Source organism: Actinomadura formosensis NBRC 14204, from assembly GCF_001552155.1.
In the GTDB taxonomy this organism is placed as follows: domain Bacteria; phylum Actinomycetota; class Actinomycetes; order Streptosporangiales; family Streptosporangiaceae; genus Spirillospora; species Spirillospora formosensis.
This window is the reverse complement of record NZ_BCQQ01000040.1, coordinates 30,460-51,845: the sequence shown is the minus strand read 5'-3', so window position 1 is coordinate 51,845 and position 21,386 is coordinate 30,460. Positions and strand designations below refer to the sequence as shown.

Genomic DNA, 21,386 nt, shown 5'->3' with positions numbered 1-21,386 from the left:
GTCGCCGTCGCGGCGGCGGCCGCCGTCCTGGCGGTCGAAGGAGCGCGGGCCGCGGCCACGGCGGCCACCCTGGCGGCCCCGGCCGCCCTCGCGGCGGGGACGCTCCGGGATGATCGGCTCCTCGATCGGGATGCCGGACGGCGGACGGGCGCCGGTCAGCTTCGTCAGCTCGGCGTCGCCCGTGCTCACCCGGACGCGGGGCGCGTTGATGCCGGCCCGGCGCGTCATCGCCGACGTCGCGCGCACCTGGTGCGGCAGCACGAGCGTCACGACGGTGCCGCGCTCACCGGCGCGGGCGGTGCGCCCCGCACGGTGCATGTAGTCCTTGTGGTCGGCGGGCGGGTCGACGTGCATCACCAGGGACACGTCGTCCACGTGGATGCCGCGGGCGGCGACGTCGGTGGCGACCAGCACGCTGATGGAGCCCTCGCGGAACTCGGCGAGCGTGCGGGTGCGCAGCCCCTGGCTCTTGCCGCCGTGCAGGCCCGCCGCGCGGACCCCGGCCTGGACGAGCTGCTTGGCGAGCCGGTCGACGCCGTGCTTGGTGCGGGCGAACAGGATCGTCCGGCCCTCGCGGTTGGCGATCTCCGCCGTGATGGCGCTCTTCTCCTTCGGCGCCACGAGGAGGAGGTGGTGCTCCATGGTGGCGACGGACTCGTCCACCTGGCCGATCGCGTGCGTGACCGGGTCGTTCAGGTACCGCTTGACCAGGACGTCCACGTCCTTGTCGAGGGTCGCGGAGAACAGCAGGCGCTGCCCGCCTGGCTTGACCGCGTCCAGGATGTCGGTCACGTCGGGCAGGAAGCCCATGTCGGCCATGTGGTCGGCCTCGTCCAGCACGGTGATTTCGATGTCGGACAGGTCGCAGGCGTTCTGCCGCATCAGGTCCTTCAGCCGGCCGGGGGTGGCGACGAGGACCTCGACGCCGCGGCGCAGCGCGTCGATCTGCTTGAACATGGACGTCTGGCCGATGACGGTCTTGAAGCGCAGCCCGAGGCCGCGGCCGAGCGGCTCCAGGTTGGTCTGCACCTGCTGGGCGAGCTCGCGGGTCGGCACGAGGATCAGCGCCAGCGGACGCTTCGGGGCGGCCTTGCGGCCGGACAGGCGGCTGAGCATCGGCAGGCCGAACGCCAGGGTCTTGCCGGAGCCGGTCTTACCGCGTCCGAGGACGTCACGTCCCGCCATGACGTCGGGGATCGCGGCGGCCTGGATGGGGAACGGGGCCTCGATGCCCTGGCGCTCCAGGGCGTTCACCAGCACCGGCGGGATGCCGAGCTCGGCGAAGGTGGGAACCCGCTCTTCGTCCGCGGTAGCGGGCATGGACGGGTTCTGTGCAGCGGCAGCTGTGGTCACGCATTACCTTCCGAGAGGGGGCACGTCTCGGGAGGCGTCACGATGTGCGTGGCCTGCAAGGACGAGCCGGACGCCAGGGGGCGTCGAGAGTGATTCCTAGAGTCTAACGTTGCCGGGGTGCCTTCTTATGCCCCGTCCCCGCAGGAACATGCGTCACCCCCGGCTCGGCCAGGCCGGGAGACGGCCCGTGGACGCGTTCCCTACCGGGAACGCACCGGCGCCTGGCGGTCGATCTCGCGGCTCAGGACGACGACCATCTCGTCGAAGGCCGCGGCACCGTACCGGGCGTGGAGCGCGGGATAGACGTTCTTGCGCGCGGCCTCCTTGAGCATCCAGCTCAGGTCGGTGTGCGCGACCCGCTCACCACGGGACAGCCGGTCATGCGCCGCCCGGGTCACCCGGAGCAGCTCCGGGTGACCCGCCGACTCGGAAAGAATCATGCGCGCCGCGTCCCTGAGTTCCATCCCGCGATTCTAAGGCGCACACCCCGCACATGAGGCCGGCACGGCGCCGTTCGGCAATGCCTGCCGGATCTACCGGGTTCTCGCGGCTCGGGGGGCACGGTGCTTCCGCTGGGCCGGTGGTCCGGTTAGCATCGCGCTGCGCGTCCGGTGACGGGTGCCAATGTGCTCCCGGGCACTCGCCGCCGTTGGCGCTTGCCCCCCGCCAGCCTCACCTTGAGAGGACCCCCCGCCATGCAAAGACGCATCCTGGGCGTGCTCGTCGCCGCCTTCCTCGGGGCCGGGACGCTGACCGCCGCCGCGTCCACCGCGTCCGCCGCCCCCGTCGTTCCCGCCGCCCCCGCTGCTCCCGCCGCCCCCGCGCCGCCCAAGGTCGCCGTCGACTTCACCGGGATCGTCGCGCTCAGCAACTGCTCCGGCTCGCTGGTGCGCACCCCGACCGCCGCGGACAGCGATCCCGCGCTCGTGCTCACCAACGGCCACTGCTACGAGGGCGGTGAGCCCGCCCCCGGGCAGGTGATCACAGACCAGCCGTCCAGGCGTTCGTTCAGCCTGCTCGACCCCAGCGGCCAGCGCTCGCTCGGCACCCTGCGCGCGTCGGCGATGCTGTACGCGACGATGACCGACACGGACGTCGCCCTGTACCGGCTCAACAGGAGCTACGCCAGCATCCGCCGGACCTACAACACGCCCGCTCTGGAACTGTCGCTGCAGCACCCGACCGCCGGCACCGACCTGCGCGTCGTCTCCGGCTACTGGCGGCGCATCTACTCCTGCGGCCTCGACGGGTTCGCCCACCGGCTCCGCGAAGACCAGTGGACGTGGAACGACTCGCTGCGCTACACGCCCGAGTGCGACGTCATCGGCGGCACCTCGGGGTCGCCGGTCATCGACGCCGCGTCCGGCAAGGTCATCGGCGCGAACAACACCATCAACGAGAACGGCGGCCAGTGCACGCTGAACAATCCCTGCGAGGTCGACGAGGCGGGCAACGTCACCGTGCACCCGCACATCGGGTACGCGCAGGAGACCTACATGCTGGCCGCCTGCATCGCGGCCGGCAGCGTGATCGACTTCAGCCGTCCGGGATGTCTCGTTCCACGCGGCTGACGAACTGATTCCCACGGACCCGCGGCCGGCATCGGTCGCGGGTCCCGTCATGTCCGCCGGATCCCAGGTCAGCGCTGTGAGCGATCTTACGACGTACCGTAGTACTACAGCCCGTAGTATCTCTGACAGGATGTAGTACTACAGCTTGTAGTAGTTAGCCGGAGAGGCACCTGGGCCATGGACTCGGTCGACATCGCACGGTGGCAGTTCGGAATCACCACCGTGTACCACTTCTTCTTCGTTCCTTTGACCATCGGGTTGTCCGCACTTGTCGCGGGCCTGGAGACGGCGTGGATCCGCACGGGGAAGACCAAGTACCTGCGCGCCACCAAGTTCTGGGGCAAGCTCTTCCTGATCAACTTCGCGATGGGAGTCGTCACCGGCATCGTGCAGGAGTTCCAGTTCGGAATGAACTGGAGTGACTACTCCCGGTTCGTCGGCGACATCTTCGGGGCGCCGCTCGCCATCGAGGGACTGCTCGCGTTCTTCGTCGAGTCGACCTTCCTCGGCCTGTGGATCTTCGGCTGGGACCGGCTGCCGAAGAAGCTGCACAACGCGAGCATCTGGCTCGTCCACATCGGGACCCTGCTGTCGGCGTACTTCATCCTCGCCGCCAACTCCTGGATGCAGCACCCCGTCGGCTACCGGATCGACCACGAGACCGGACGGGCCGTCCTCACCGACTTCTGGGCCGTGCTGACCAACTCGACGCAGCTCGTCTCGTTCCCGCACACGATCACCGCGGCGTTCGTCACCGGCGGCCTGTTCATGGCCGGCGTCAGCGCCTGGCACCTCGCCCGCCGCAAGAACGTCGAGGTCTTCCGCCCCTCGCTGAAGCTCGCCCTCGTCGTCACGGCGATCGCGTCGATCGGCGTCGCCATCACCGGCGACGTCCAGGGCAAGGTCATGACCGACCAGCAGCCGATGAAGATGGCCGCCGCCGAGGCCCTCTACGAGACCGAGCAGCCCGCCTCGTTCTCCATCTTCACCATCGGGACGCTGAACGGCGACGAGGAGGTCTTCGGGATCAAGGTGCCGCGCGTCCTGTCGTTCCTCGCCACCGGCAGCTTCGACGGCGAGGTCAAGGGCATCAACGACGTCCAGGCCGCCGAGCAGGCGCGCTACGGGCCCGGCGACTACCGGCCGATCATCCCGGTCGCCTACTGGAACTTCCGGATCATGGTCGGGGTCGGCGCGCTCACCGCGCTCGTCTCGCTCGCCGGGCTGTGGCTGCTGCGGCGCGGCCGGATGCCGTCCAGCCCCTGGGTCTACCGGATCGGCGTGCTGTCGCTGAGCCTCCCGTTCATCGGCAACTCCGCCGGCTGGATCTTCACCGAGATGGGCCGGCAGCCCTGGTCGGTCTTCGGCGTGCTGAAGACCTCCGCGAGCGTCTCCCCCGGCGTGACCCCCACGTCGATGCTCATCTCCGTCATCTCGCTGACCACGCTGTACGGCATCCTCATGGTCATCGAGGCCGGACTGATGATCAGGTACGCGAAGGCCGGGCCGCCGTCCGAGGACGAGGTGCTGCCGCCGCCCGCCGACGATGACGACTCCGATTCCGACTCCGAGCGGTCGCTCGCGTTCGCCTACTGAGGACCCTGGTCATGGAACTCACCACCGTCTGGTTCATCATCATCGCCTTCCTGTGGACGAGCTACTTCTTCCTGGAGGGCTTCGACTTCGGCGTCGGCATCCTGCTGCCCGCCCTCGGCCGTGACGACGTCGAACGGCGCGTCCTCATCAACACCATCGGCCCCGTCTGGGACGGCAACGAGGTGTGGCTCCTCGTCGCCGGCGGCGCCACGTTCGCCGCGTTCCCCGAGTGGTACGCCACCCTGTTCAGCGGCTTCTACCTGCCGCTCCTGCTGATCCTGCTCGCGCTGATCGTGCGCGGCGTCGCGTTCGAGTACCGCGGCAAGAAGGACGACGCACGGTGGCGGTCCCGCTGGGACAAGGCGATCTTCTGGGGGAGCCTGCTGCCCGCGTTCCTGTGGGGTGTCGCGTTCGCGAACATCGTCCGGGGCGTGCCGCTGGCCGCCGACCACGAGTACGCCGGGACGCTTCTCGACCTGCTCAACCCGTACGCGCTGCTCGGCGGGCTCACCACGACGATCCTGTTCGTCCTGCACGGGGCGGTGTTCCTGGCGCTCAAGACGTCCGGCGACATCCGGACGCAGGCCCGCCGCGTCGCGACCGTCGCGGTCGTCGCCGCCATCGCCGCCGGCGGGAGCTTCCTGCTGATCACCCAGCTCCAGCACGGCAAGCCGGTGACCTGGCTGACCGCCGGGGGCGCCGCCGCCGGGCTGCTGGTCGCCGCCGTCGCCAACCGGCGCGGACGCGAGGGCTGGGCCTTCATCGGCACCGGAGCCGCGATCGTGCTCGCCGTCGCGACCCTGTTCACCGCGCTGTTCCCGGACGTCATGCCGTCCACCCTCGGCTCCGGCGGCCTGACCACGCAGAACGCCGCCTCGACCGGCTACACGCTGAAGATCATGACGTGGGTCGCGGTCGTGTTCACCCCGATCGTGCTGATCTACCAGGGGTGGACATACTGGGTGTTCCGCAAGCGGATCGGCACCTCCAGCATCCCGCCCGCGAAAAAGCCCGAGCCGGTGCCGTGAAACCCCTCGACCCGAGGCTGCTGAAGTACGCCCGGACGACACGGGTCTTCCTCGTGTCGTCCGTGGCGCTCGGCACCGCCACCGCCGGGCTGATCATCGCGCAGGCGACGCTGCTCGCCGACATGCTCACGCGGGCGTTCCTGCGCGGCGCGTCGCTCGCCGGCCTGCGCACCCCGCTCCTGCTGCTGCTCGCCGTCGTCCTCACCCGGACGCTGGTCGCCTGGCTGCAGGAGGTCGCCGCGCACCGCTCGTCCGCCGCGGTGAAGTCGCAGCTGCGCGGCCGGCTGCTCGCCCGCGCGCTGGCGCTGGGGCCGCGCTGGCTGTCCGGCGAACGCAGCGGCGAGCTCGCCACCCTCGCCACCCGCGGGATCGACGCGCTGGACGACTACTTCTCCCGCTACCTGCCGCAGCTCGTCCTCGCGGTGATCGTCCCGGCGGCCGTCGGGTTCCGGATCCTGCTCGGCGACTGGCTGTCCGCCGTGACGATCGCGGCGACGCTGCCGCTCATCCCCGTCTTCATGATCCTCGTCGGGCTCACCACCCAGCGGAAGATGGACCGGCAGTGGCGGACGCTCTCCCTCCTCGCCGCGCACTTCCTGGACGTCGTCGCCGGGCTCCCCACGCTGAAGATCTTCGGCCGGGCGCGGGCGCAGGCGGCGAAGATCCGCGAGGTCACCGACCGGCACCGGCGCGCGACCATGTCGACGCTGCGGATCGCGTTCCTGTCCGCGCTCGTGCTGGAACTGCTGTCGACGCTCTCCGTCGCGCTCGTCGCCGTGTCGATCGGGCTGCGGCTGGTCGAGGGCGGGCTCGGGCTGGAGACCGCGCTGCTCGTCCTGATCCTGGCGCCGGAGGCGTACCTTCCGCTGCGGCAGGTCGGCGCGCAGTACCACGCGAGCGCCGAGGGCCTCACCGCCGCGGCGAGGATCTTCGAGGTCCTCGAAACCCCCGTGCCCAGCACCGGTTCCCGGACGGACATTCCCGACCTTTCCCACGCGACCGTCCGCCTGGACGGGGCGACGGTCACCTATCCCGGACGCGACGTCCCGGCCCTCGACGGCTTCTCGCTGACCGTCCATCCGGGGGAGACGGTCGCCCTGGTCGGGCCGAGCGGTGCCGGGAAGTCGACCGTGCTGTCGGTGCTGCTCGGATTCGTCCAGCCCGATTCGGGACGCGTCCTGGTCGACTGGGACGACCTCGCCGGCTTCTCCCCGGACGCCTGGCGCGCCATGATCTCCTGGGTGCCGCAACGTCCCCACCTGTTCGCCGGGACGGTCGCCGACAACATCCGGCTGGGCCGCCCGGAGGCGTCGCCGGCAGCGGTGCGGGCCGCCGCCGAGGCGGCGAACGCGCTGGAGTTCATCGAGGCCCTGCCCGCGGGCTTCGACACCCCCCTCGGCGAGCGCGGCTCCGGCCTGTCGGCCGGCCAGCGGCAGCGCATCGCCCTCGCCCGCGCCTTCCTCCGCGACGCGCCACTCCTCCTCTTGGACGAGCCCACCTCGAACCTGGACGCGGAAAGCGAAGCCCTCGTGATCGACGCCGTGCAACGCCTGAAAACCGGCCGGACCGTCGTCCTGGTCGCCCACCGTCCGACCCTGCTCCCGCTGGCGGACCGCGTGGTGACGGTGGAACCCGAGACGGTGACGGCATGACCGCCGATGATTCACGTGAAACCTTCCGCTCGCGCGGCGCGCTCCTCCGGCTGATCGGGTTCGCCCGGCCGGCCCGGGGACGGCTCGCCCTCGCCGTCGTGTTCGGCGTTCTGGCGCTGGGCAGCGGGGTCGGGCTCATGGCGACCTCCGCGTGGCTCATCTCGCGTGCGGCGCAGCACCCGCCCGTGCTCATACTGATGGTCGCGATCGTGGCCGTCCGCGCCTTCGGGCTCGGCCGCGGCGTGTTCCGCTACATCGAACGTCTCGTCAGCCATGACGCGACCTTCCGCATCCTGGCCGATCTGCGCGCGCGCGTGTACGAACGGCTGGAACGACTCGCACCCGGCGGGCTCCCCGCGTTCCGTGGCGGCGACCTCCTGAACCGCCTCGTCGCAGATGTCGACGCCGTGCAGGACCTCTTCCTCCGCGTTCTGCTGCCGTACACGGTCGCCGCCGTCGTCGGTGGCGCTTCGGTAGGACTGGCTTGGGCGCTGCTCCCCTCAGCGGGCGTCGTCCTCCTGCTCGCCTTGCTGGCCGCCGGTGTCGCCGCCCCGTGGCTGTCGTCCGCCATGGCACGCCGAGCCGAACGCCAGACCACCGACCTGCGCGGCGAACTGACCTCCCACGTCGTCGACACCCTCCAGGGCGCCCCCGAACTCATCGCCTACGGCGCCGCCCCGGCCCACCTCGCCGAAGCCACCCGCCTGGACCGCGACTTCACCCGCGCCGCGGCCCGCTCCGCCACCACCGCCGGCCTGGGCGCGGCCATCTCCGCCCTCGCCGGCGGCCTGGCCGTCTGGGGGAGCCTCGCCGTCGGCGTGCCGGCGGTCCGCTCGGGAGCGCTCGACGGGGTGCTGCTCGCGGTGATCGTCCTGCTTCCGCTGGCCGCGTTCGAGGTCGTCGCCGGCCTCCCCCTGGCCGCGCAGTACCTGGAGCGGGTCCGCCGCTCGGCCACGCGGATCTTCGCCGTCCTGGACGCACCCGTCCCCATCGAGGACCCGTCCGACCCGGCGCCGCTCCCCGCGTCCCCGTACACGCTCAAGGTCGAGAACCTCCGAGCCCGGTGGACGCCCTCCGCCCCCTACGCCCTCGATGGCATCTCCCTGGACCTCACCCCGGGCCGCCGCTGCGCGATCGTCGGACCGAGCGGCTCGGGCAAGACGACCCTGACCTCCGTCCTCCTGCGCTTCCTGGACCCCGCCTCCGGCGAGGTGACGCTGAACGGCGTTGACCTCCGCGCGTTGACCGGCGACGACGTCCGCAAGGTCATCGGTCTGTGCGCCCAGGACGCCCACCTGTTCGACTCGACCATCGGGCAGAACATCCGCCTGGCCCGTCCCACCGCCACCGACGACGAGATCCGGGACGCCCTACGCCGCGCCCGACTCCTCGACTGGGTCGACTCCCTTCCCCGCGGCCTCGACACCCACGTCGGTGAGCACGGCGCCCAAGTCTCCGGTGGCCAGCGCCAGCGCATCGCCTTGGCCCGCGCCCTCCTCGCCGACTTCCCGATCCTCCTCCTGGACGAGCCCGCCGAGCACCTCGACATCGCGACCGCCGACGAACTCACCGCCGACCTCCTGACCGCCACCGAGGGCCGGACGACCCTGCTCGTCACCCACCGCCTCGCCGGCCTGGACGCCGTCGACGAGATCATCGTCCTCGACAAGGGCCGCATCACCGACCGCGGCACCCACACCGACCTGATCTCCCGCCCCGGCCTCTACCGCACCCTCTGGCACCGCGAATGCGCCCCCACCCCCCAACGTTCCGGCTCCGCCTCGTGAAAGCCTGAAAGGCCCCCGCCCCCGGCCCTGCCACCAAACCCCTGACCGCACTCGCTCATGCGCTCTCACACGCGACAAGCGACCTGCGGCACTTGCGGAAACCCGGCGGACGCGACGACACACGTCCCCATATGTGGCCAGGTTCTTGCCGAAACGAAGCGCATCGCCTTGGCCCGCGCCCTCTGCTGGTGCCTGACCACATCCGTTCGCTGGGTGAGCGATCAACGCCATGATGAGGAGCGGCCGGGCTGCCATCGGATGCCTTGCCCGCTGCGGACTTCCACACGTTCCCCTCGCCCAAGCACGGCGCTAGAGTAAAAAGGTGAATTCCCTGCCGAAAGATCCAGCGCCACCGGCCGGCGAAGACGACCGCGATACGGCCGTGAAGCGCTTGCAGGAGGCGTACGCCAAAGGGCATATCTCGCACGATGAATTGGACGAGCGCCTCCACAAGGCGCTCACCGCCAAGACGCACGACGAGCTTATGTCGGCGCTGGCATCGCTCCCGGGAGAAAGTGCGGGGACGACGTCCACGATTGCCGCCCTCAGCGGACGGATCCGGCGGCGTGGCGCATGGCGAGTACCTCGGACCCTCAAGGTCGAGTCCGCCTTCGGAAGGGTGCATCTGGACCTGTCCCGGGCGGTCATCGAACACCCGGTCGTCGACATCGAGTTGCAGGTCGGCACCGGCAAGGCCAAGATCACGGTGCCTCGCGACGCGGTTATCGACTTCGAGGATCTGCGCACCGTGTGGAAGGCCGCCCTGCACAAGACTCGGCGACGCTCTCGCCCCGGCGGGCCGAAAATCCGGATCTCCGGAACCATGGGGTTCGGACGATTGAAGATCCGCCACGCACGGCGTTGAAGCACTTCATGGCCACGACTCGTGAGCGTGCGGCTTAGTCGCCGTTCTTCCCCCGCCTTGCTGCGTCGAGGCAGGGCAGCGGCCGTGTCGCGATGCGCGGGGAGCAGCCCTGGCCCGGCGAGCACCCGCCCAAAGTCCACCAGCTGATCGAGCCGGTCAACGACCCCCTCAAAGGCCGGCGGCGCGCCCCTTGCCCCAGTGGCCTAATTACACGAACACCCTCATCCATCATCGAGATGAGGGTGTTTGCAGGTGGAGCCCAGGGGATTCGACCCCCTGACGTCCGACCCGCAAAGCCGATAGGCGCGGCTCTTTGCAGTGAGCAAGCCGGCCAAGCTGTTAGGGCGTATCCGTCCTGGGAGCGAGGTTGGCAATACTGCACTACCCATTGCCGACGGCCATCGGAACTCGTGACAGGCGGTCTTGTTCGGTAGGTGGGCGGACAGGGGGTACAGCCCGTCACCGTAGGTACGAGAGTTGCGGAAAGCCGTTGCTCCACGGCGCCAGTCCCTGGCGCCGGTCTGGAGTCGGAGAAAGTCGCCGGTCAGGTCGATCACGAGATAGGTGCGGCAAAGACGTCTGCGCAGGAGATCGACGAATCAACCCGGCACCGTCGCCTGTGGGCAAGCGGTACACCGCTTGCCCACAGGCGTGAGGCGGTATCGGCCGTGTCAGACGCCGAACGGTGCGGCGTAACGGATGGTACCGGTCGGTATGGGGCGGGCGGGGTCGAATGTCAGTGCCATCATGTTCTCCTCCGGTACCTCGAAGGGCGGCCGGATGCCGTGCCGGGAGGCCGGGGTGAACCCGAACCTGGGGTAGTACGAGGCGTGGCCGAGGACGAGGACGAGATTCTCGCCTGCGCTACGGGCCGCGTCGAGCGCTGCGCGGATCGCCGCCGAGCCGGCACCCATGCTCTGATGTTCCGGAGGCACGGCGCATGGCCCGAGCGCGAGGGCCGGGACGCCGTCGACATGGCAGCGGGTCAGGAGTGCGAAGCCGGTCGCGGTGCCGTCAGGGCTTTCCGCGATCCAGGAGCCCCAGGGCAACCATGCGTCCGGGTCCTGACGCAGCGCATCGACGAGGTCGGCCTCCAGCGCGGTGGGGAACGCCGCGAGGTTGATCTCTCGAATCGCATGGCGGTCGTGGTGGCCGGTCTCGAGACGGGTGGTCCAGGTGGTCATGCCGGCGTGAGATTCCTTATCGGTGTGCGGATGCGTGTCGGGAGATCCGGGGACTGCTTCGGAGCGTGGGGGATGAGCGTTCATGACCGCCGGTCCCGGAATTTGTAGGTCGCGCGCAGGTGGCGGCTGATGGCCTTGCGCTGGTTGTCGCGCTCCGCGCGCAGGCGCGCGTCCTCGCGAGAGGCGGCCCAGGCGGATTCACGGAGCAGCTTGCGGTAGCTGTCCAGGCGTCGCTGCGGCAAGCTGCCCGCGGCGATCGCGGCGTGCACCGCGCAGCCGGGTTCACTCACGTGGGTGCAGTCGGAGAACCGGCAGTCGACGGCGAGGTCCTCGATCTCGGCGAAGACCTGCTGAATACCGCTTCGGCTGTCGTGGAGGCCGACGGCGCGCAGGCCCGGGGTGTCGATGAGGACACCGCCGCCCGGCAATCGGATCAGTTCGCGGTGGACCGTGGTGTGGCGGCCTTTGCCGTCGCGCGCACGGACCTCACCGGTCGCCAGCAGATCGGTACCGAGCAGGGCGTTGCCCAGGCTGGACTTGCCGACACCGGACGGCCCCAGCAGCACGATCGTCCCCGTGAGGACCGCCGCAAGAACATCCATGCCCTCGCCGGTGACGGAACTGACCACCAGAGTGTCGACCCCGGGTGCGAGTGCCGCCACCTCGTCCCGCACCACGGTGACGGGCCGCTCCGGCCGGTCGGCGTTGGTCAGGACGATGACCGGTACAGCACCGCTCTCCCAGGCGAGGGCGAGCATGCGCTCGATCCGGCCCGCAGGCGCGGCGGCGGCAAGCGACACGGCGACCACGACGGTATCGACGTTCGCGGCCAGGACCTGGGAGTGGGAGGTACGGGACGCCGAGGAGCGCACTATGGCGGTCCGCCGGGGCAGCAACGCTGCCAGCTCTGGTCGTGTGCCGGGCCGCACCGCGGCCCAGTCCCCGGTACATGGTGATCCGGCGGGCGCGGACCAGACGGCGCGCACCCAACCGTTCGCCGTGACGACGGTGGCGTGGCCACGGTCGACACGGGCGACGCGCCCGGGCGACAGACCGGCGGAGCGGTGAGCGGTGAAGGCGTTCTCATACGCCTCATCCCACCCGTAGGCGCTCAGGACGTCTTCGGGCGAGGCTGAATTGGAGAATGGTGAAGACAACGAAGGAGACCCTTGCGATAAGGGGCCTCGGCTGAAACGAGAAGAAACCCACCGAAGGATGGACGATCCCGCTGGGCGGGTCGACTCAGCTGAGTCCGGCCGAGACCCGGGAAACGAGGTTGGTCCGAACGCCGCATTCGACAGCGGCCACCTTCGCGGTCATCAACCCCACCTCCCTCTCATCCTCGATCCACACCACATATCGACGTCGCCGATATGGAGGGACCATACCACGTACCTGCGGCGCTCCTGGACCGTTGGGTCAGGGCCGAAATCTACATCTCCCTGGCCCCGAGCACTCCGAGCGTCGCCTACCTCTATCGGAGCTCGATCTGGGGCCCCATCCAAGAGATACGACCTTCAGCGAGCTACGGGTCAGTGGTCCGAATATGTGTTGCCTAGGACGGGGAGCGGCGATTACCGTCACGCCAGCGCGACAGACGCGTGATCGCGGGATGGGGAGGTTGATGAATATGGCCGTCGTCGGCCCTCATCGGTATGCCCTCATCCGGCCCGCGCGATAGCAGAGCACGGCCCGGGTCGTTCCAACGACCAGGAGAGACACGTATCTTCCTCTTCTTTGCCCACCCCCGCCGACGTGATCACCAAGCGCCTGATCCTGCGGCCCTGGACCACGAGCGAGGCCACTGCGGTCCTCGATGACACCCACTCCGCTCACTGGGCGGACGACTTTCCCGCCGAAGGCGATCGTGTGATCGCGGGCCTTCTCGATCAGCACCCGGCTTGGCTCGGCGCATACGGCCACCGACTGATCATCGAGCGCGAGAGCAGCTTGGTGGTGGGCTCGATCGGCCTGTTCTGGCCGCCCAGCGAGGGCGTTCTCGAGATCGGGTACGGCATCGTGGCCTCCCGCCGCGGCCGGAGCTATGCTCCCGAGGCCACCCAGGCCCTGACGGAGTTCGCCCTCACTGCCCCTGACGTCCACACCGTGTCCGCGAACGTGGAACTGTCGAACCCGTCCTCGATCCGAGTGCTCGAAAAGGCCGGCTTCCACCGGTGGGCCGCCGAGGAGAACACAGCCCGGTTCAGGATCACGCGTCCGGACCCCGAACGGCGCTGACTCCCCAGGGCCCTGGAGGCGATGCCTCCAGGGCCCCATCGGCCGCCGCGGCGAGCACGGCGAACATGAACCGGCCTTCCTTGGTATCCAGGTCGAAGTTCTCGGTCAGCGACACGATCCGCACTCCGCGCTCGCGCAGCTGCTTGACGACGCTCAGCACGTACGCGGCCGACTGGCCGGCCGAGGCGCGCGGGTCCCCTTGTCCCAAATGGCGTGATCGCGCCTACTGGTGTCCGGTAGCCGTGACTCGACAGCACTCCAGGCAGCAAGGCGGGGCTCAAGGACGTGCGGTTTCACGCCCTGCGGCGCAGAGCGGGCGAGTCTGCGTGACCTCATGGGCCGGATAGGGCATGAGAACGTGCGGACGGCGCTGATCTATCAGCACGGGACGTCCGAAGCGGGTAAGGCGATCGCCGACGCACTCAACAACAAGATCGAAGCGGAGCGGGACGGCGGCCCTACCGGCGTGCTCGTCCCGGCGGCCTAATTGCACGCTAATTGCACGAACGCCCTCATCCATGATCAGGATGAGGACGTCTTCGCCGGTGGAGCCTAGGGGATTCGAACCCCTGACACCCGGCTTGCAAAGCCGGTGCTCTACCAACTGAGCTAAGGCCCCTGGTCATCTTGCTTGTGACCTGCGGTGACGCCGGAGGGGCGCAACCGATGTCGATCGTACACCGTAGGAACAAGCACAGGCTTTCCGGACAGGGCTGGGGCATCCGCCTACCCCTCCGGAGGCCGTCAGGGGAGTCATCCATCCCGCCGCCCGCGTGGCCGGGACCGTTCCAAGGTCGCGGCCATCGACCAGACAGCGCCTGACCATGTCGCTCATGGCCGCATGGGACTCCTGGCTCATCGCGCGGGAGGCATGCAATGTTTCGACCCGCACGGTCGAGGTGTACCTCCTCGTCGTCCGGTCGTTCGTCGCGTGGCTCGCCGGCGAGGACGCATGGGGCCGCGCAGCAGCGACCTCCGAGGGCAAGGTCGCATGCCCTGTCGGCTGCGGCCAGAGGCCGGGCGTCGAGCACATTACCCGGGCCGTGGCCCGCCGCTACATCGGCTATTGGCGCATCATCCGGGGACGTGCACAAGCACTTCCGTATGCTGCGAACCCAGTTCTACTAGCTCGTCCGCGAAGACAAGTGGACCGCGCCGTCCCCGGTCACCCGTGAGACAAGCCGAACGTCCCCGAAACGTGTTCCTGCCGCTTACTGACGGCGAGCTGCGCGTCTGCGGGGGCGACGGTTTCGAGAACCGGCGGGACACCGCGATCATCCGCGTCATGAACAGCGGAGCTCGGGTTGAAGCCCTGCGGGAAATGCTGATCAAACGTGCGCGTTACGGAAGCGGGCACAACCGCACGCCGCCGTGCCGTAGATGATCCCCAGGGTGGGAATCGCTTCGACGTAGGCGGTTTCGACGGTGCCGCCGTCAGCGACGGGGGTCCCCGGCGAGATCGATGCGGGCAACGGTGATCGGCGCCGCGTCGGTCACGCCGGGGCCTGTCGTCGGCGTGTCAGTTGTCGGACGACGTGGCCTCGGTCCACAAGTCCAGCTCGGCGCGGTCCTGCTGCATCCGGCGCCAGACGGCGAAACCACCGAGTGCGACAACAGCGAGAATGAGCAGCTTCTTCACGGTGGGACCCCTTCACCTCGACTATGAAGTCAGATCCCGGGGATGTATACATCAGCATCTGCTTCCCCCGGGCTCTTCGCAGCCTAGCAATCGTTGCCGGGCGATCCGCACCCGCTCGCCGTTATCGGACTTCGTGTCCGATGAAACGTCCGGCCGGGACGGCGGGCCAGTCGCATGTTCCGGGGGGACGACCTTCGGGAGTGCCGATGGCAGAGGACGACTTCCGGCGCTGGGAACGGGAGTTGGACCCGGGCGTGTCGCAGGAGGGCAGGCCCGGGGGCGGGGGGCTGGTGCTGGTCGCGGGGCTGGTCGCCATGGGATGCGCCGCGTTGATCGTGATGGGTGATGTGCCGCTCGGCGCGGCGGGGCTGGTGCTGTCCTCGGTCGTCCTGCTGCTGTGGCGGATCGGCATGTGATCCGCCATCATCTCGGCATGGATCTGCGCGGAGCGAACGTCCTGGTGACCGGGGCGACCGGCGGGATCGGGCAGGCGCTGGCGAGGGCGCTGGCCGAGCATGGTGGACGGGTCGTGCTGACGGGCCGGCGGGCGGAGGTCCTGGAGCCGCTGGCCGACCGGCTCGGCGGCCGCGCCATCGTCGCCGACCTGGCCGATCGCGACGCGGCAGAGAAGTTGCTGGACGAGGCCGGGCGGGTGGACGTGCTGGTGGCGAACGCGGCACTGCCGGGGTCCGGGCTATTGAGCGACTACTCGACCACCGACATCGACCGGACGCTGGACGTCAACCTGCGGGCGCCGATCGTGATGGCAAGGCTCGCCGCCGCGCAGATGGCCGCCCGTGGCCGCGGGCATCTGGTGTTCGTGTCGTCGCTGGCCGGCAAGACGGCGTCCGGCCATGCATCGCTGTACAACGCGACAAAGTTCGGTATGCGGGGATTCGCTCTGGCGCTGCGGGAGGATCTGCGTCCGCACGGTGTCGGCGTGTCGACCGTTTTCCCGGGGTTCATCCGGGATGCGGGGATGTTCGCGGACGCCGGCGTGACGCTGCCCAGAGGCATCGGGACGCGCTCGCCGCGGGATGTGGCGCGCGCGACCGTCCGGGCCATCGAACGGAACATCGCGGAGATCGACGTCGCACCGTTCGGGCTGCGGCTCGGCGCCCGGATCGGCGGGGTCGCCCCGGTCCTGTCGGCGGCCGTGCAACGGCGCGCGGGCGGGCGGCGCATCGTGCAGGGCCTCGCGAACGGCCAGCGCGACAAGAGGTAGCGGCAAATCCCGATACTCCGGGCGTGTCCCGCTTGATCAGCGGGGTGGGCCGGGCGCAGCCTCCGGTCGCCCCCTCTGCCGCGTACACCTTCGTAATGGGGATCTGCGCACGTGAACGGCCGGGATCGAGACCGTCCTGGAACCGATGACGCCGCCAAGCGCTTCGGGGACGGCTGCATACCGAAGTTCCGCGCGCATCTCACCGGACACCTGAGCGGCCCGCTACGAACTACTGCGCCGCGGCAACGGGCTCGCCTGATCCGGTACCACGTGAAGGTCCAGGATCATGTCGAGCGACCGAAGGCCGTCTTCTCCGATGAAGGAGCCGACCGGTTGGAAGCCGTTCTTCTCGTAGTAGCGAATGGCGCGAGGGTTATCGCCGAGGACGCCGCCCCACAGGATGATCCTCGTCCTGCCGAGCCGCCGGGCGACCTCCGTGACGAGCGGAAAGATGAGCGTTCCGACGCCCCTGTCCTGGTAGTCATCGGCCAGAGTGGGGCCGAACCGGCAGTCGGTGGTCTCTGCGAGGCGGACCCCGGCTTCGCGGTACCGCGCGATGTCCGCCGAAGTCAGATCGAGGCTGAATTCGAGAAGGCCGACGATCCTGCCGGACCGCACTTCTTCGAGCACGAGTCGAAGCTTGTCGTAGCGCGCGATCGCGGCGCACAACTCCCGGGCGGCCGCGAAGTCGTACCCGTCGAAGGTGCTGAGGCGCCTCGACTCGGGGGACAGGGCCTCCAGGAAGCGGGCCAGGTGCGCCGCATCGGCGTGTGCGAGGGGGCGGAAGAGGACCTCCGAACCGTCGCGCAGGCGCAGGCGGCGCGTCAGGACGAGCGGATCCTCGGCGATCTCCGTCAGCGTGAGCACCCCGGCAGCCCTTCCCCCCGAGTTCGGTGAGGCGATCTACCCGCTTCGAGAATTCAGCGGACGATGTCGAGCCGGTACCTGGCCGAATGCGATCCCAAGCATCAGCGGAACACCCCGGCTGTTCCCCACGGACGGCCCTTTCATCGCCTTGGCAAGCCCGGCAAAGGCCGCCGCACCCTCGAATACCGAGCGATCACCCCGTCCGCCGACATCAGAAAGGCGGCGAAGTTCGCGGTGCCCCTCATCCCGAGGCGGGTTCGGGCTCGGCCTTCGCGTCGCCGGCCCGCTCGTCCTCGACCGGGGGCGCGGCTGCGGGGGACGGGGCCCGGCGCGCCGTTGCCAGGACGGAGCCGCCGAGGATCAGCGCGAAGGAGGCGAGGATCGTCCCGGTGAGGGGCTCGCCGAGGAACGCGACACCGGCGGCGACCGCCACGGCCGGGTTCACGTACGTGAACACCATTCCGCGGGACGTGCCGACCTCGCGGATGAGTTCGAAGAACACGATGAACGCCAGTGCCGTGCAGATCAGCCCGAGGGCGATGAGCGCGGCCAGCACGCGTCCGCCCGGCATCTCCTCCGGCCAGGTGGCGATCGCGGGACCGGTGTAGACGAGCGCGGCGATGCCCAGCGCGAACGCGGCCATGTGCAGGCTCGGCAGGTCCTGGAGGCGGCGGAGGGCGATCAACGGGGCGATCGCGTAGCCGAGCGCGACCAGCATGACCTCGCCGATCGCCCACGCGCTGCCGCCGCCGAGGTGCGGTCCGGCGAGGACGCCGACCCCGGCCAGCCCGACCAGCAGCCCCGCCCATCGCACCGGGCCGAGCCGCTCCGCGTCGCCGGTGAGCATCGCCAGCACCACCCCGATGATCGGGACGGCGGCGACCAGCAGCCCGGACATGGAACTGGTCAGCTGGTTCTCGGCGTCCGACAGCAGCGCCCACGGGCCGATGATCTCCACCGCGGTGAACACCAGCAGCGGACGCCAGTGCCGGCGGACGACGTCCAGTCGCCCGGACCGCAGCGCCAGCGGCAGCAGGACGAGGGCGCCGAGCGCGGTCCGCGCGAACACCACCGTGGGCACCGAGACGTTCTCGACCGCCACCTTGATCAACAGATAGGGGATGCCCCACAGCACGCTCATCAGCGTGAACAGAATCCAGCCACGGCGACTCAACACGACCTCCATTCCTGTCCGCCGTCGCCGGACATGGGACGAGCGGCGCTACACGGCGGCTCGGCCGACGCGGCCGGCTTCGTGGGGCGGACGTTGCTCAGGATGCGGGACGGCGCATCGCGCTGTCTTGAACGCTGTTGCGGTACACGCCGGGCGTGACGCCGAGCACGCGGCGGAACCAGCGGGTCAGGTGCGCCTGGTCGGCGAACCCGACGAGCGTCGCGGCCTCCGCCGGCCGGTACCCCACGTCCAGCAGCGCACGGGCCCGCGTCACCCGGTGCTGGGCGAGCCACGCGTACGGCGGCATGCCCATCGCGTGGCGGAAGGCGCGCAGCAACTGGTAGCGGGAAAGCTCCAGGTCGGCGGCCATCTCGGTCAGCGTCGGCGGGGCGACCAGCTCGTCGGAGAGGCGGGCCGTGACCTGGCGCGCGATCCGCCCGGCGTCGGCATTGCCGCGCTGCGGGACCGCTCCGCGCCCATGCACCGCATGGCGCCGGACGAGCATGCCGAGCACCGCGAGCAGCCGGGATTCTCCCTCCAGTGGGTCCTGCCCGAGCCGGAGGGCGCGGTGGGCCAGCCGCAGCGCGTCACCGAGACCGGCATCGTCGATGATCGGCTCGCGGAAGTGCGGTTCCGCGGCCACCGGACCGGGATCCGCGGACGTCGCCGCGCCCAGCAGTTCCGCGCCCGGGTAAACGCACAGGTAGGCGAACCCTTCGGGATGTGCCGGGCCGCCGGTGTGCGCCTCGCCCGGCTCCACCACGACGACGCTCCCGGCCGCCGAGTAGATCCTCTCGCCCCGGTAGCACATCGTCTCCAGGCCGTCGACCGTCACCCCGATGGCGTACTCGTCATGGGTGTGCGGCGCGTAGTGCCGGCGGCCGATCCTGGCCGCCAGCAGGTCGAGCGGTGCCCCCTGGATTCCGCCGACCCGCGTCCAGCTGGTCCGGTCGGCCGCCGGACCGCCCCGGCGGTCAGGCCGAGAAGACGTGCCGGAGCCGCCAGCGGTCCTCGTCACGACCGAGCTCCGCGACCGCCACGCCTTCGGCACCGGTGACCCGCACGCGGTAGACCCTGCCCTCGCGGCCCGTCCCGTAGGTCTTCAGCACCTCGTCCACCGCGTAGCGCGACCCCCGCCACTCGTACGCGGTGAGCCGTCCCGCCGGATCGTGCTCCGTCCGGACCGGCTCGTTCAGCAACTGCCCCATGGCGGGAGCGTAGCACGCGTTCGAACTGATGTTCGCAGGCTGGAAGGGCTTTTGCCTCCCCGAGTCCAGGCCGCCGTACGTGCGCACAGTCGCGGTGAAGAGGCCCGGGAAGACCTTCGTCCACAGGCTGTGGGTAACGTTCGCACACACCCCCTCCATCCCGCCAGCAGGCGATCTGGAGGCCGCGTCCACAGGCGGATCCCCAGAACAGCCGGGCTTTCCACGGTCCGTGCGGCGCATCGGACACCGCTTGCTTCATCATCCACCCGACCGCGGCCGTGTACACGGAATCCACAGCCTGTGGATAACTTCCGTGCACAACCTGGGTACAACCGGCCGACTCCATGTCCACCATTCTTCCCCAGGCGGCACAACCGGTTGTCCACGACGTGGAAAACCTGCTGACCAGGGATTAAGGGCGTCCTGAGCCGGGACTGTACACACCCCATTCACAGCCTGTGGGCGACCGTCCTCCACAGCCCCGGCGCATCGGTGGACAGCGTTACCCACCGATAATCCCCAGCCACGTCCCCAACCCCCGGCTGGAATCCCCAGACCTACTGGGCGGGGACGGCCTCCTCCAGGTCCGCGAGCCGGCGGAGATCGTCCGCATGGCCGGCCGACCCTCCGGCGGGTACGCCGCGAGCTTCGGCGATCAGCGCGCGAGCGCGGGGCCATTCCCCCATGTGGACGGCGGCGTCGGCGCGCAGGACCAGGGCTTTGAGGCGTTCAGCGGCGGTCAGGGGCTCACCGGATGCCAGAAGGTGGTCGAGGATTCTGGCGGCGGCGCGGTGGTCCCCCTTCGATTCCGTCAGCACCGTGGCCATGTGGAGCGCCTTGGCCACGGTCTCCGTCGGGACGGGTGCATGCGTCGGCTCCGAGATCGGCTGGCCGATGCGGAGTTGGAGACCGTCCGGGTCGTTGAGGAGGAATTGCCGGACTCCATATGACGTGTCCCGCAACGCGCTCAGCCTCGGCAGCCCGCGCGCGGGCACCCGGCCGAGGGCCTGCCTGAGCCCGCCTCGAAACGACTCATACAGGTCATCCACGGCCGTTGTGACGATGTAGCACATGTTCATGGACGCGGCCGGGTCGTGCTTCCTCCACCCGAAGAAATGCAGCTCGACGTCCCCGCGCCGGACGCCGAGGTAGGGGTTGGGACGCCGCTGCCAGGCCGACTGCTCGAAGCCGAGGACCCGGTAGAACTCCCAGGTCACCTCGATCGATCGGCACGGAAAGATCGGCATCACCTTCTCACCCATGCCCGCGACCGTAAGCCGATCAAGGAAAGTAGTCAACCTTGATTACATGCCAATGCCGCCACCCCACCGGGCGCAGAAGAGAATGGAGTGCGTCTGTCTCGGGGTGAGGCTCCCCACAATCCAGAAGTTATCCACAGACTGTGGACAATGGGGCTGTTCTCGCACGGTCCTGCCATCCGTTGCCCGGTCCCCGTGAAGGGTTCGGTCGGACGGCTCGGAGACCACCGGACGTCATCCCCGCCGTCCCGTCCATTTCATCGTGAAGGCGGACCAGCATGCACCGTTGACACCCCGCATCTTCGCGGACGGCAGCGCCGATTCCGTCCGGCATGCGGACGAAGAGGAGGCCGCCCGCAATGGCGTCCAGGCCCTCCGCCCGCGCCTGCCCCACCAGCCGATCTTCTCCCCGGTCCTCAATGAGGAGTACGCAACCGAGATCGCCCGCGACTGGAACGTGCCCGCACCCGGGTCGGGTTATGTGACGAGGTTCGAGGAGGTAACACGTCCCCGCCACTGTGCAGCAAGTTATCCACAATCTGTGGAGAAACCCCTTCAGTCTTGGGATAACCACCCGCTGACCAGCGCAGACGATCCCCGTCCACAATGAGTGCCGTAATCGACCCGGGGCACCCAGTCGGACGGCTGCCTCCGCCTGCGCGCCCCAAGCAGATGGCCGGCCGGCTGAGGAGTGATGAGGCGATCCCCATCTGCTGGTGCCGTCACTGCCGTCCGGCGCA

General features: G+C 69.6%; 22 protein-coding genes and 1 tRNA gene. 11 read left to right on the top strand and 12 right to left on the bottom strand.

Annotated features, from left to right (window positions below; genetic code table 11):
- Both AF1_RS13445 and AF1_RS13440 read right to left on the bottom strand, forming a co-directional pair.
- A partial coding sequence (locus AF1_RS13445) for a DEAD/DEAH box helicase (RefSeq protein WP_084262850.1) occupies nt 1-1,320 on the bottom strand: 1,320 nt, incomplete at its 3' end.
- 233 nt (nt 1,321-1,553) lie between these two features.
- The gene (locus AF1_RS13440; RefSeq protein ID WP_067797549.1) at nt 1,554-1,817 is read right to left on the bottom strand and encodes a hypothetical protein; all 264 of its coding nucleotides are present in this window, start codon (nt 1,815-1,817) and stop codon (nt 1,554-1,556) included.
- A gap of 231 nt (nt 1,818-2,048) precedes the next feature.
- On the opposite strand from AF1_RS13440, the gene AF1_RS13435 reads away from it, so the two are divergent.
- The 6 genes from AF1_RS13435 to AF1_RS13415 all read left to right on the top strand — a co-directional run bounded on the left by AF1_RS13435 (nt 2,049) and on the right by AF1_RS13415 (nt 9,852).
- Nucleotides 2,049-2,924 carry a S1 family peptidase gene (locus AF1_RS13435; RefSeq protein WP_067797547.1) on the top strand — a complete coding sequence of 292 codons (876 nt, stop codon included), beginning with the start codon at nt 2,049-2,051 and terminating at the stop codon, nt 2,922-2,924.
- 177 nt (nt 2,925-3,101) lie between these two features.
- Nucleotides 3,102-4,520 carry a cytochrome ubiquinol oxidase subunit I gene (locus tag AF1_RS13430; RefSeq protein WP_067797544.1) on the top strand — a complete coding sequence of 473 codons (1,419 nt, stop codon included), beginning with the start codon at nt 3,102-3,104 and terminating at the stop codon, nt 4,518-4,520.
- 11 nt (nt 4,521-4,531) lie between these two features.
- On the top strand, nt 4,532-5,548 hold the full coding sequence (cydB, locus tag AF1_RS13425; protein WP_067797541.1) for a cytochrome d ubiquinol oxidase subunit II: 1,017 nt from the start codon (nt 4,532-4,534) through the stop codon (nt 5,546-5,548).
- A complete protein-coding gene (gene cydD, locus AF1_RS35825) occupies nt 5,545-7,200 on the top strand; it encodes a thiol reductant ABC exporter subunit CydD (protein WP_207394070.1) in 1,656 nt (551 codons plus the stop codon). The genes cydB and cydD overlap by 4 nt, the downstream gene beginning before the upstream one ends.
- Nucleotides 7,197-8,987, top strand: a complete 1,791-nt coding sequence (gene cydC / locus AF1_RS35820) for a thiol reductant ABC exporter subunit CydC (protein WP_207394071.1) — start codon at nt 7,197-7,199, stop codon at nt 8,985-8,987. Before cydD ends, cydC begins: the two co-directional genes overlap by 4 nt.
- 322 nt (nt 8,988-9,309) lie before the next feature.
- Nucleotides 9,310-9,852: a DUF1707 SHOCT-like domain-containing protein gene (locus tag AF1_RS13415; protein ID WP_067797538.1), complete on the top strand. Its 543-nt coding sequence runs from the start codon at nt 9,310-9,312 to the stop codon at nt 9,850-9,852.
- Between the two features lie 671 nt (nt 9,853-10,523).
- Here the strand turns inward: AF1_RS13415 and AF1_RS13410 are convergent.
- The gene (locus tag AF1_RS13410; protein ID WP_067797535.1) at nt 10,524-11,036 is read right to left on the bottom strand and encodes a GNAT family N-acetyltransferase; all 513 of its coding nucleotides are present in this window, start codon (nt 11,034-11,036) and stop codon (nt 10,524-10,526) included.
- An 80-nt stretch (nt 11,037-11,116) separates the two neighbouring features.
- The gene (rsgA, locus tag AF1_RS13405) at nt 11,117-11,965 is read right to left on the bottom strand and encodes a ribosome small subunit-dependent GTPase A (protein ID WP_255218800.1); all 849 of its coding nucleotides are present in this window, start codon (nt 11,963-11,965) and stop codon (nt 11,117-11,119) included.
- An 826-nt stretch (nt 11,966-12,791) separates the two neighbouring features.
- Between rsgA and AF1_RS13400 the strand changes: the two genes are divergently transcribed.
- On the top strand, nt 12,792-13,274 hold the full coding sequence (locus tag AF1_RS13400) for a GNAT family N-acetyltransferase (RefSeq protein ID WP_084262853.1): 483 nt from the start codon (nt 12,792-12,794) through the stop codon (nt 13,272-13,274).
- Here AF1_RS13400 and AF1_RS13395 read toward each other — a convergent pair.
- Nucleotides 13,246-13,482 (bottom strand): recombinase family protein, encoded by a 237-nt coding sequence (locus AF1_RS13395; protein WP_067797525.1) that lies wholly within the window; start codon nt 13,480-13,482, stop codon nt 13,246-13,248. The genes AF1_RS13400 and AF1_RS13395 overlap by 29 nt on opposite strands.
- 126 nt (nt 13,483-13,608) lie before the next feature.
- On the opposite strand from AF1_RS13395, the gene AF1_RS35135 reads away from it, so the two are divergent.
- Nucleotides 13,609-13,761, top strand: coding sequence for a hypothetical protein (locus AF1_RS35135; RefSeq protein WP_169804032.1), 153 nt, complete (start codon nt 13,609-13,611; stop codon nt 13,759-13,761).
- Between the two features lie 59 nt (nt 13,762-13,820).
- Here the strand turns inward: AF1_RS35135 and AF1_RS13390 are convergent.
- A tRNA-Ala gene (locus tag AF1_RS13390) sits at nt 13,821-13,893 on the bottom strand.
- A 900-nt stretch (nt 13,894-14,793) separates the two neighbouring features.
- Nucleotides 14,794-14,913 carry a DLW-39 family protein gene (locus AF1_RS35815; RefSeq protein WP_217999819.1) on the bottom strand — a complete coding sequence of 40 codons (120 nt, stop codon included), beginning with the start codon at nt 14,911-14,913 and terminating at the stop codon, nt 14,794-14,796.
- Nucleotides 14,914-15,119: 206 nt separating this feature from the next.
- On the opposite strand from AF1_RS35815, the gene AF1_RS13385 reads away from it, so the two are divergent.
- Both AF1_RS13385 and AF1_RS13380 read left to right on the top strand, forming a co-directional pair.
- Entirely contained in the window at nt 15,120-15,329 is a 210-nt protein-coding gene (locus tag AF1_RS13385) for a hypothetical protein (RefSeq protein ID WP_067797522.1), read from the top strand.
- Nucleotides 15,330-15,346: 17 nt separating this feature from the next.
- Nucleotides 15,347-16,138, top strand: a complete 792-nt coding sequence (locus AF1_RS13380) for an SDR family NAD(P)-dependent oxidoreductase (protein WP_067797574.1) — start codon at nt 15,347-15,349, stop codon at nt 16,136-16,138.
- Nucleotides 16,139-16,360: 222 nt separating this feature from the next.
- Here AF1_RS13380 and AF1_RS13375 read toward each other — a convergent pair whose 3' ends face one another.
- The 5 genes from AF1_RS13375 to AF1_RS13355 all read right to left on the bottom strand — a co-directional run bounded on the left by AF1_RS13375 (nt 16,361) and on the right by AF1_RS13355 (nt 20,649).
- Nucleotides 16,361-17,005: a GNAT family N-acetyltransferase gene (locus AF1_RS13375; protein ID WP_067797519.1), complete on the bottom strand. Its 645-nt coding sequence runs from the start codon at nt 17,003-17,005 to the stop codon at nt 16,361-16,363.
- Between the two features lie 241 nt (nt 17,006-17,246).
- Entirely contained in the window at nt 17,247-18,182 is a 936-nt protein-coding gene (locus AF1_RS13370; protein ID WP_242608846.1) for a DMT family transporter, read from the bottom strand.
- 94 nt (nt 18,183-18,276) lie between these two features.
- On the bottom strand, nt 18,277-19,197 hold the full coding sequence (locus AF1_RS13365) for a helix-turn-helix transcriptional regulator (RefSeq protein WP_084262849.1): 921 nt from the start codon (nt 19,195-19,197) through the stop codon (nt 18,277-18,279).
- Nucleotides 19,154-19,387, bottom strand: coding sequence for a hypothetical protein (locus AF1_RS13360; RefSeq protein ID WP_067797568.1), 234 nt, complete (start codon nt 19,385-19,387; stop codon nt 19,154-19,156). The genes AF1_RS13365 and AF1_RS13360 overlap by 44 nt, the downstream gene beginning before the upstream one ends.
- Before the next feature lie 557 nt (nt 19,388-19,944).
- Nucleotides 19,945-20,649, bottom strand: coding sequence for a bleomycin resistance protein (locus AF1_RS13355; RefSeq protein ID WP_067797516.1), 705 nt, complete (start codon nt 20,647-20,649; stop codon nt 19,945-19,947).
- 259 nt (nt 20,650-20,908) lie between these two features.
- On the opposite strand from AF1_RS13355, the gene AF1_RS36315 reads away from it, so the two are divergent.
- Nucleotides 20,909-21,256 (top strand): hypothetical protein, encoded by a 348-nt coding sequence (locus AF1_RS36315; protein ID WP_242608847.1) that lies wholly within the window; start codon nt 20,909-20,911, stop codon nt 21,254-21,256.
- Nucleotides 21,257-21,386: the final 130 nt, after the last annotated feature.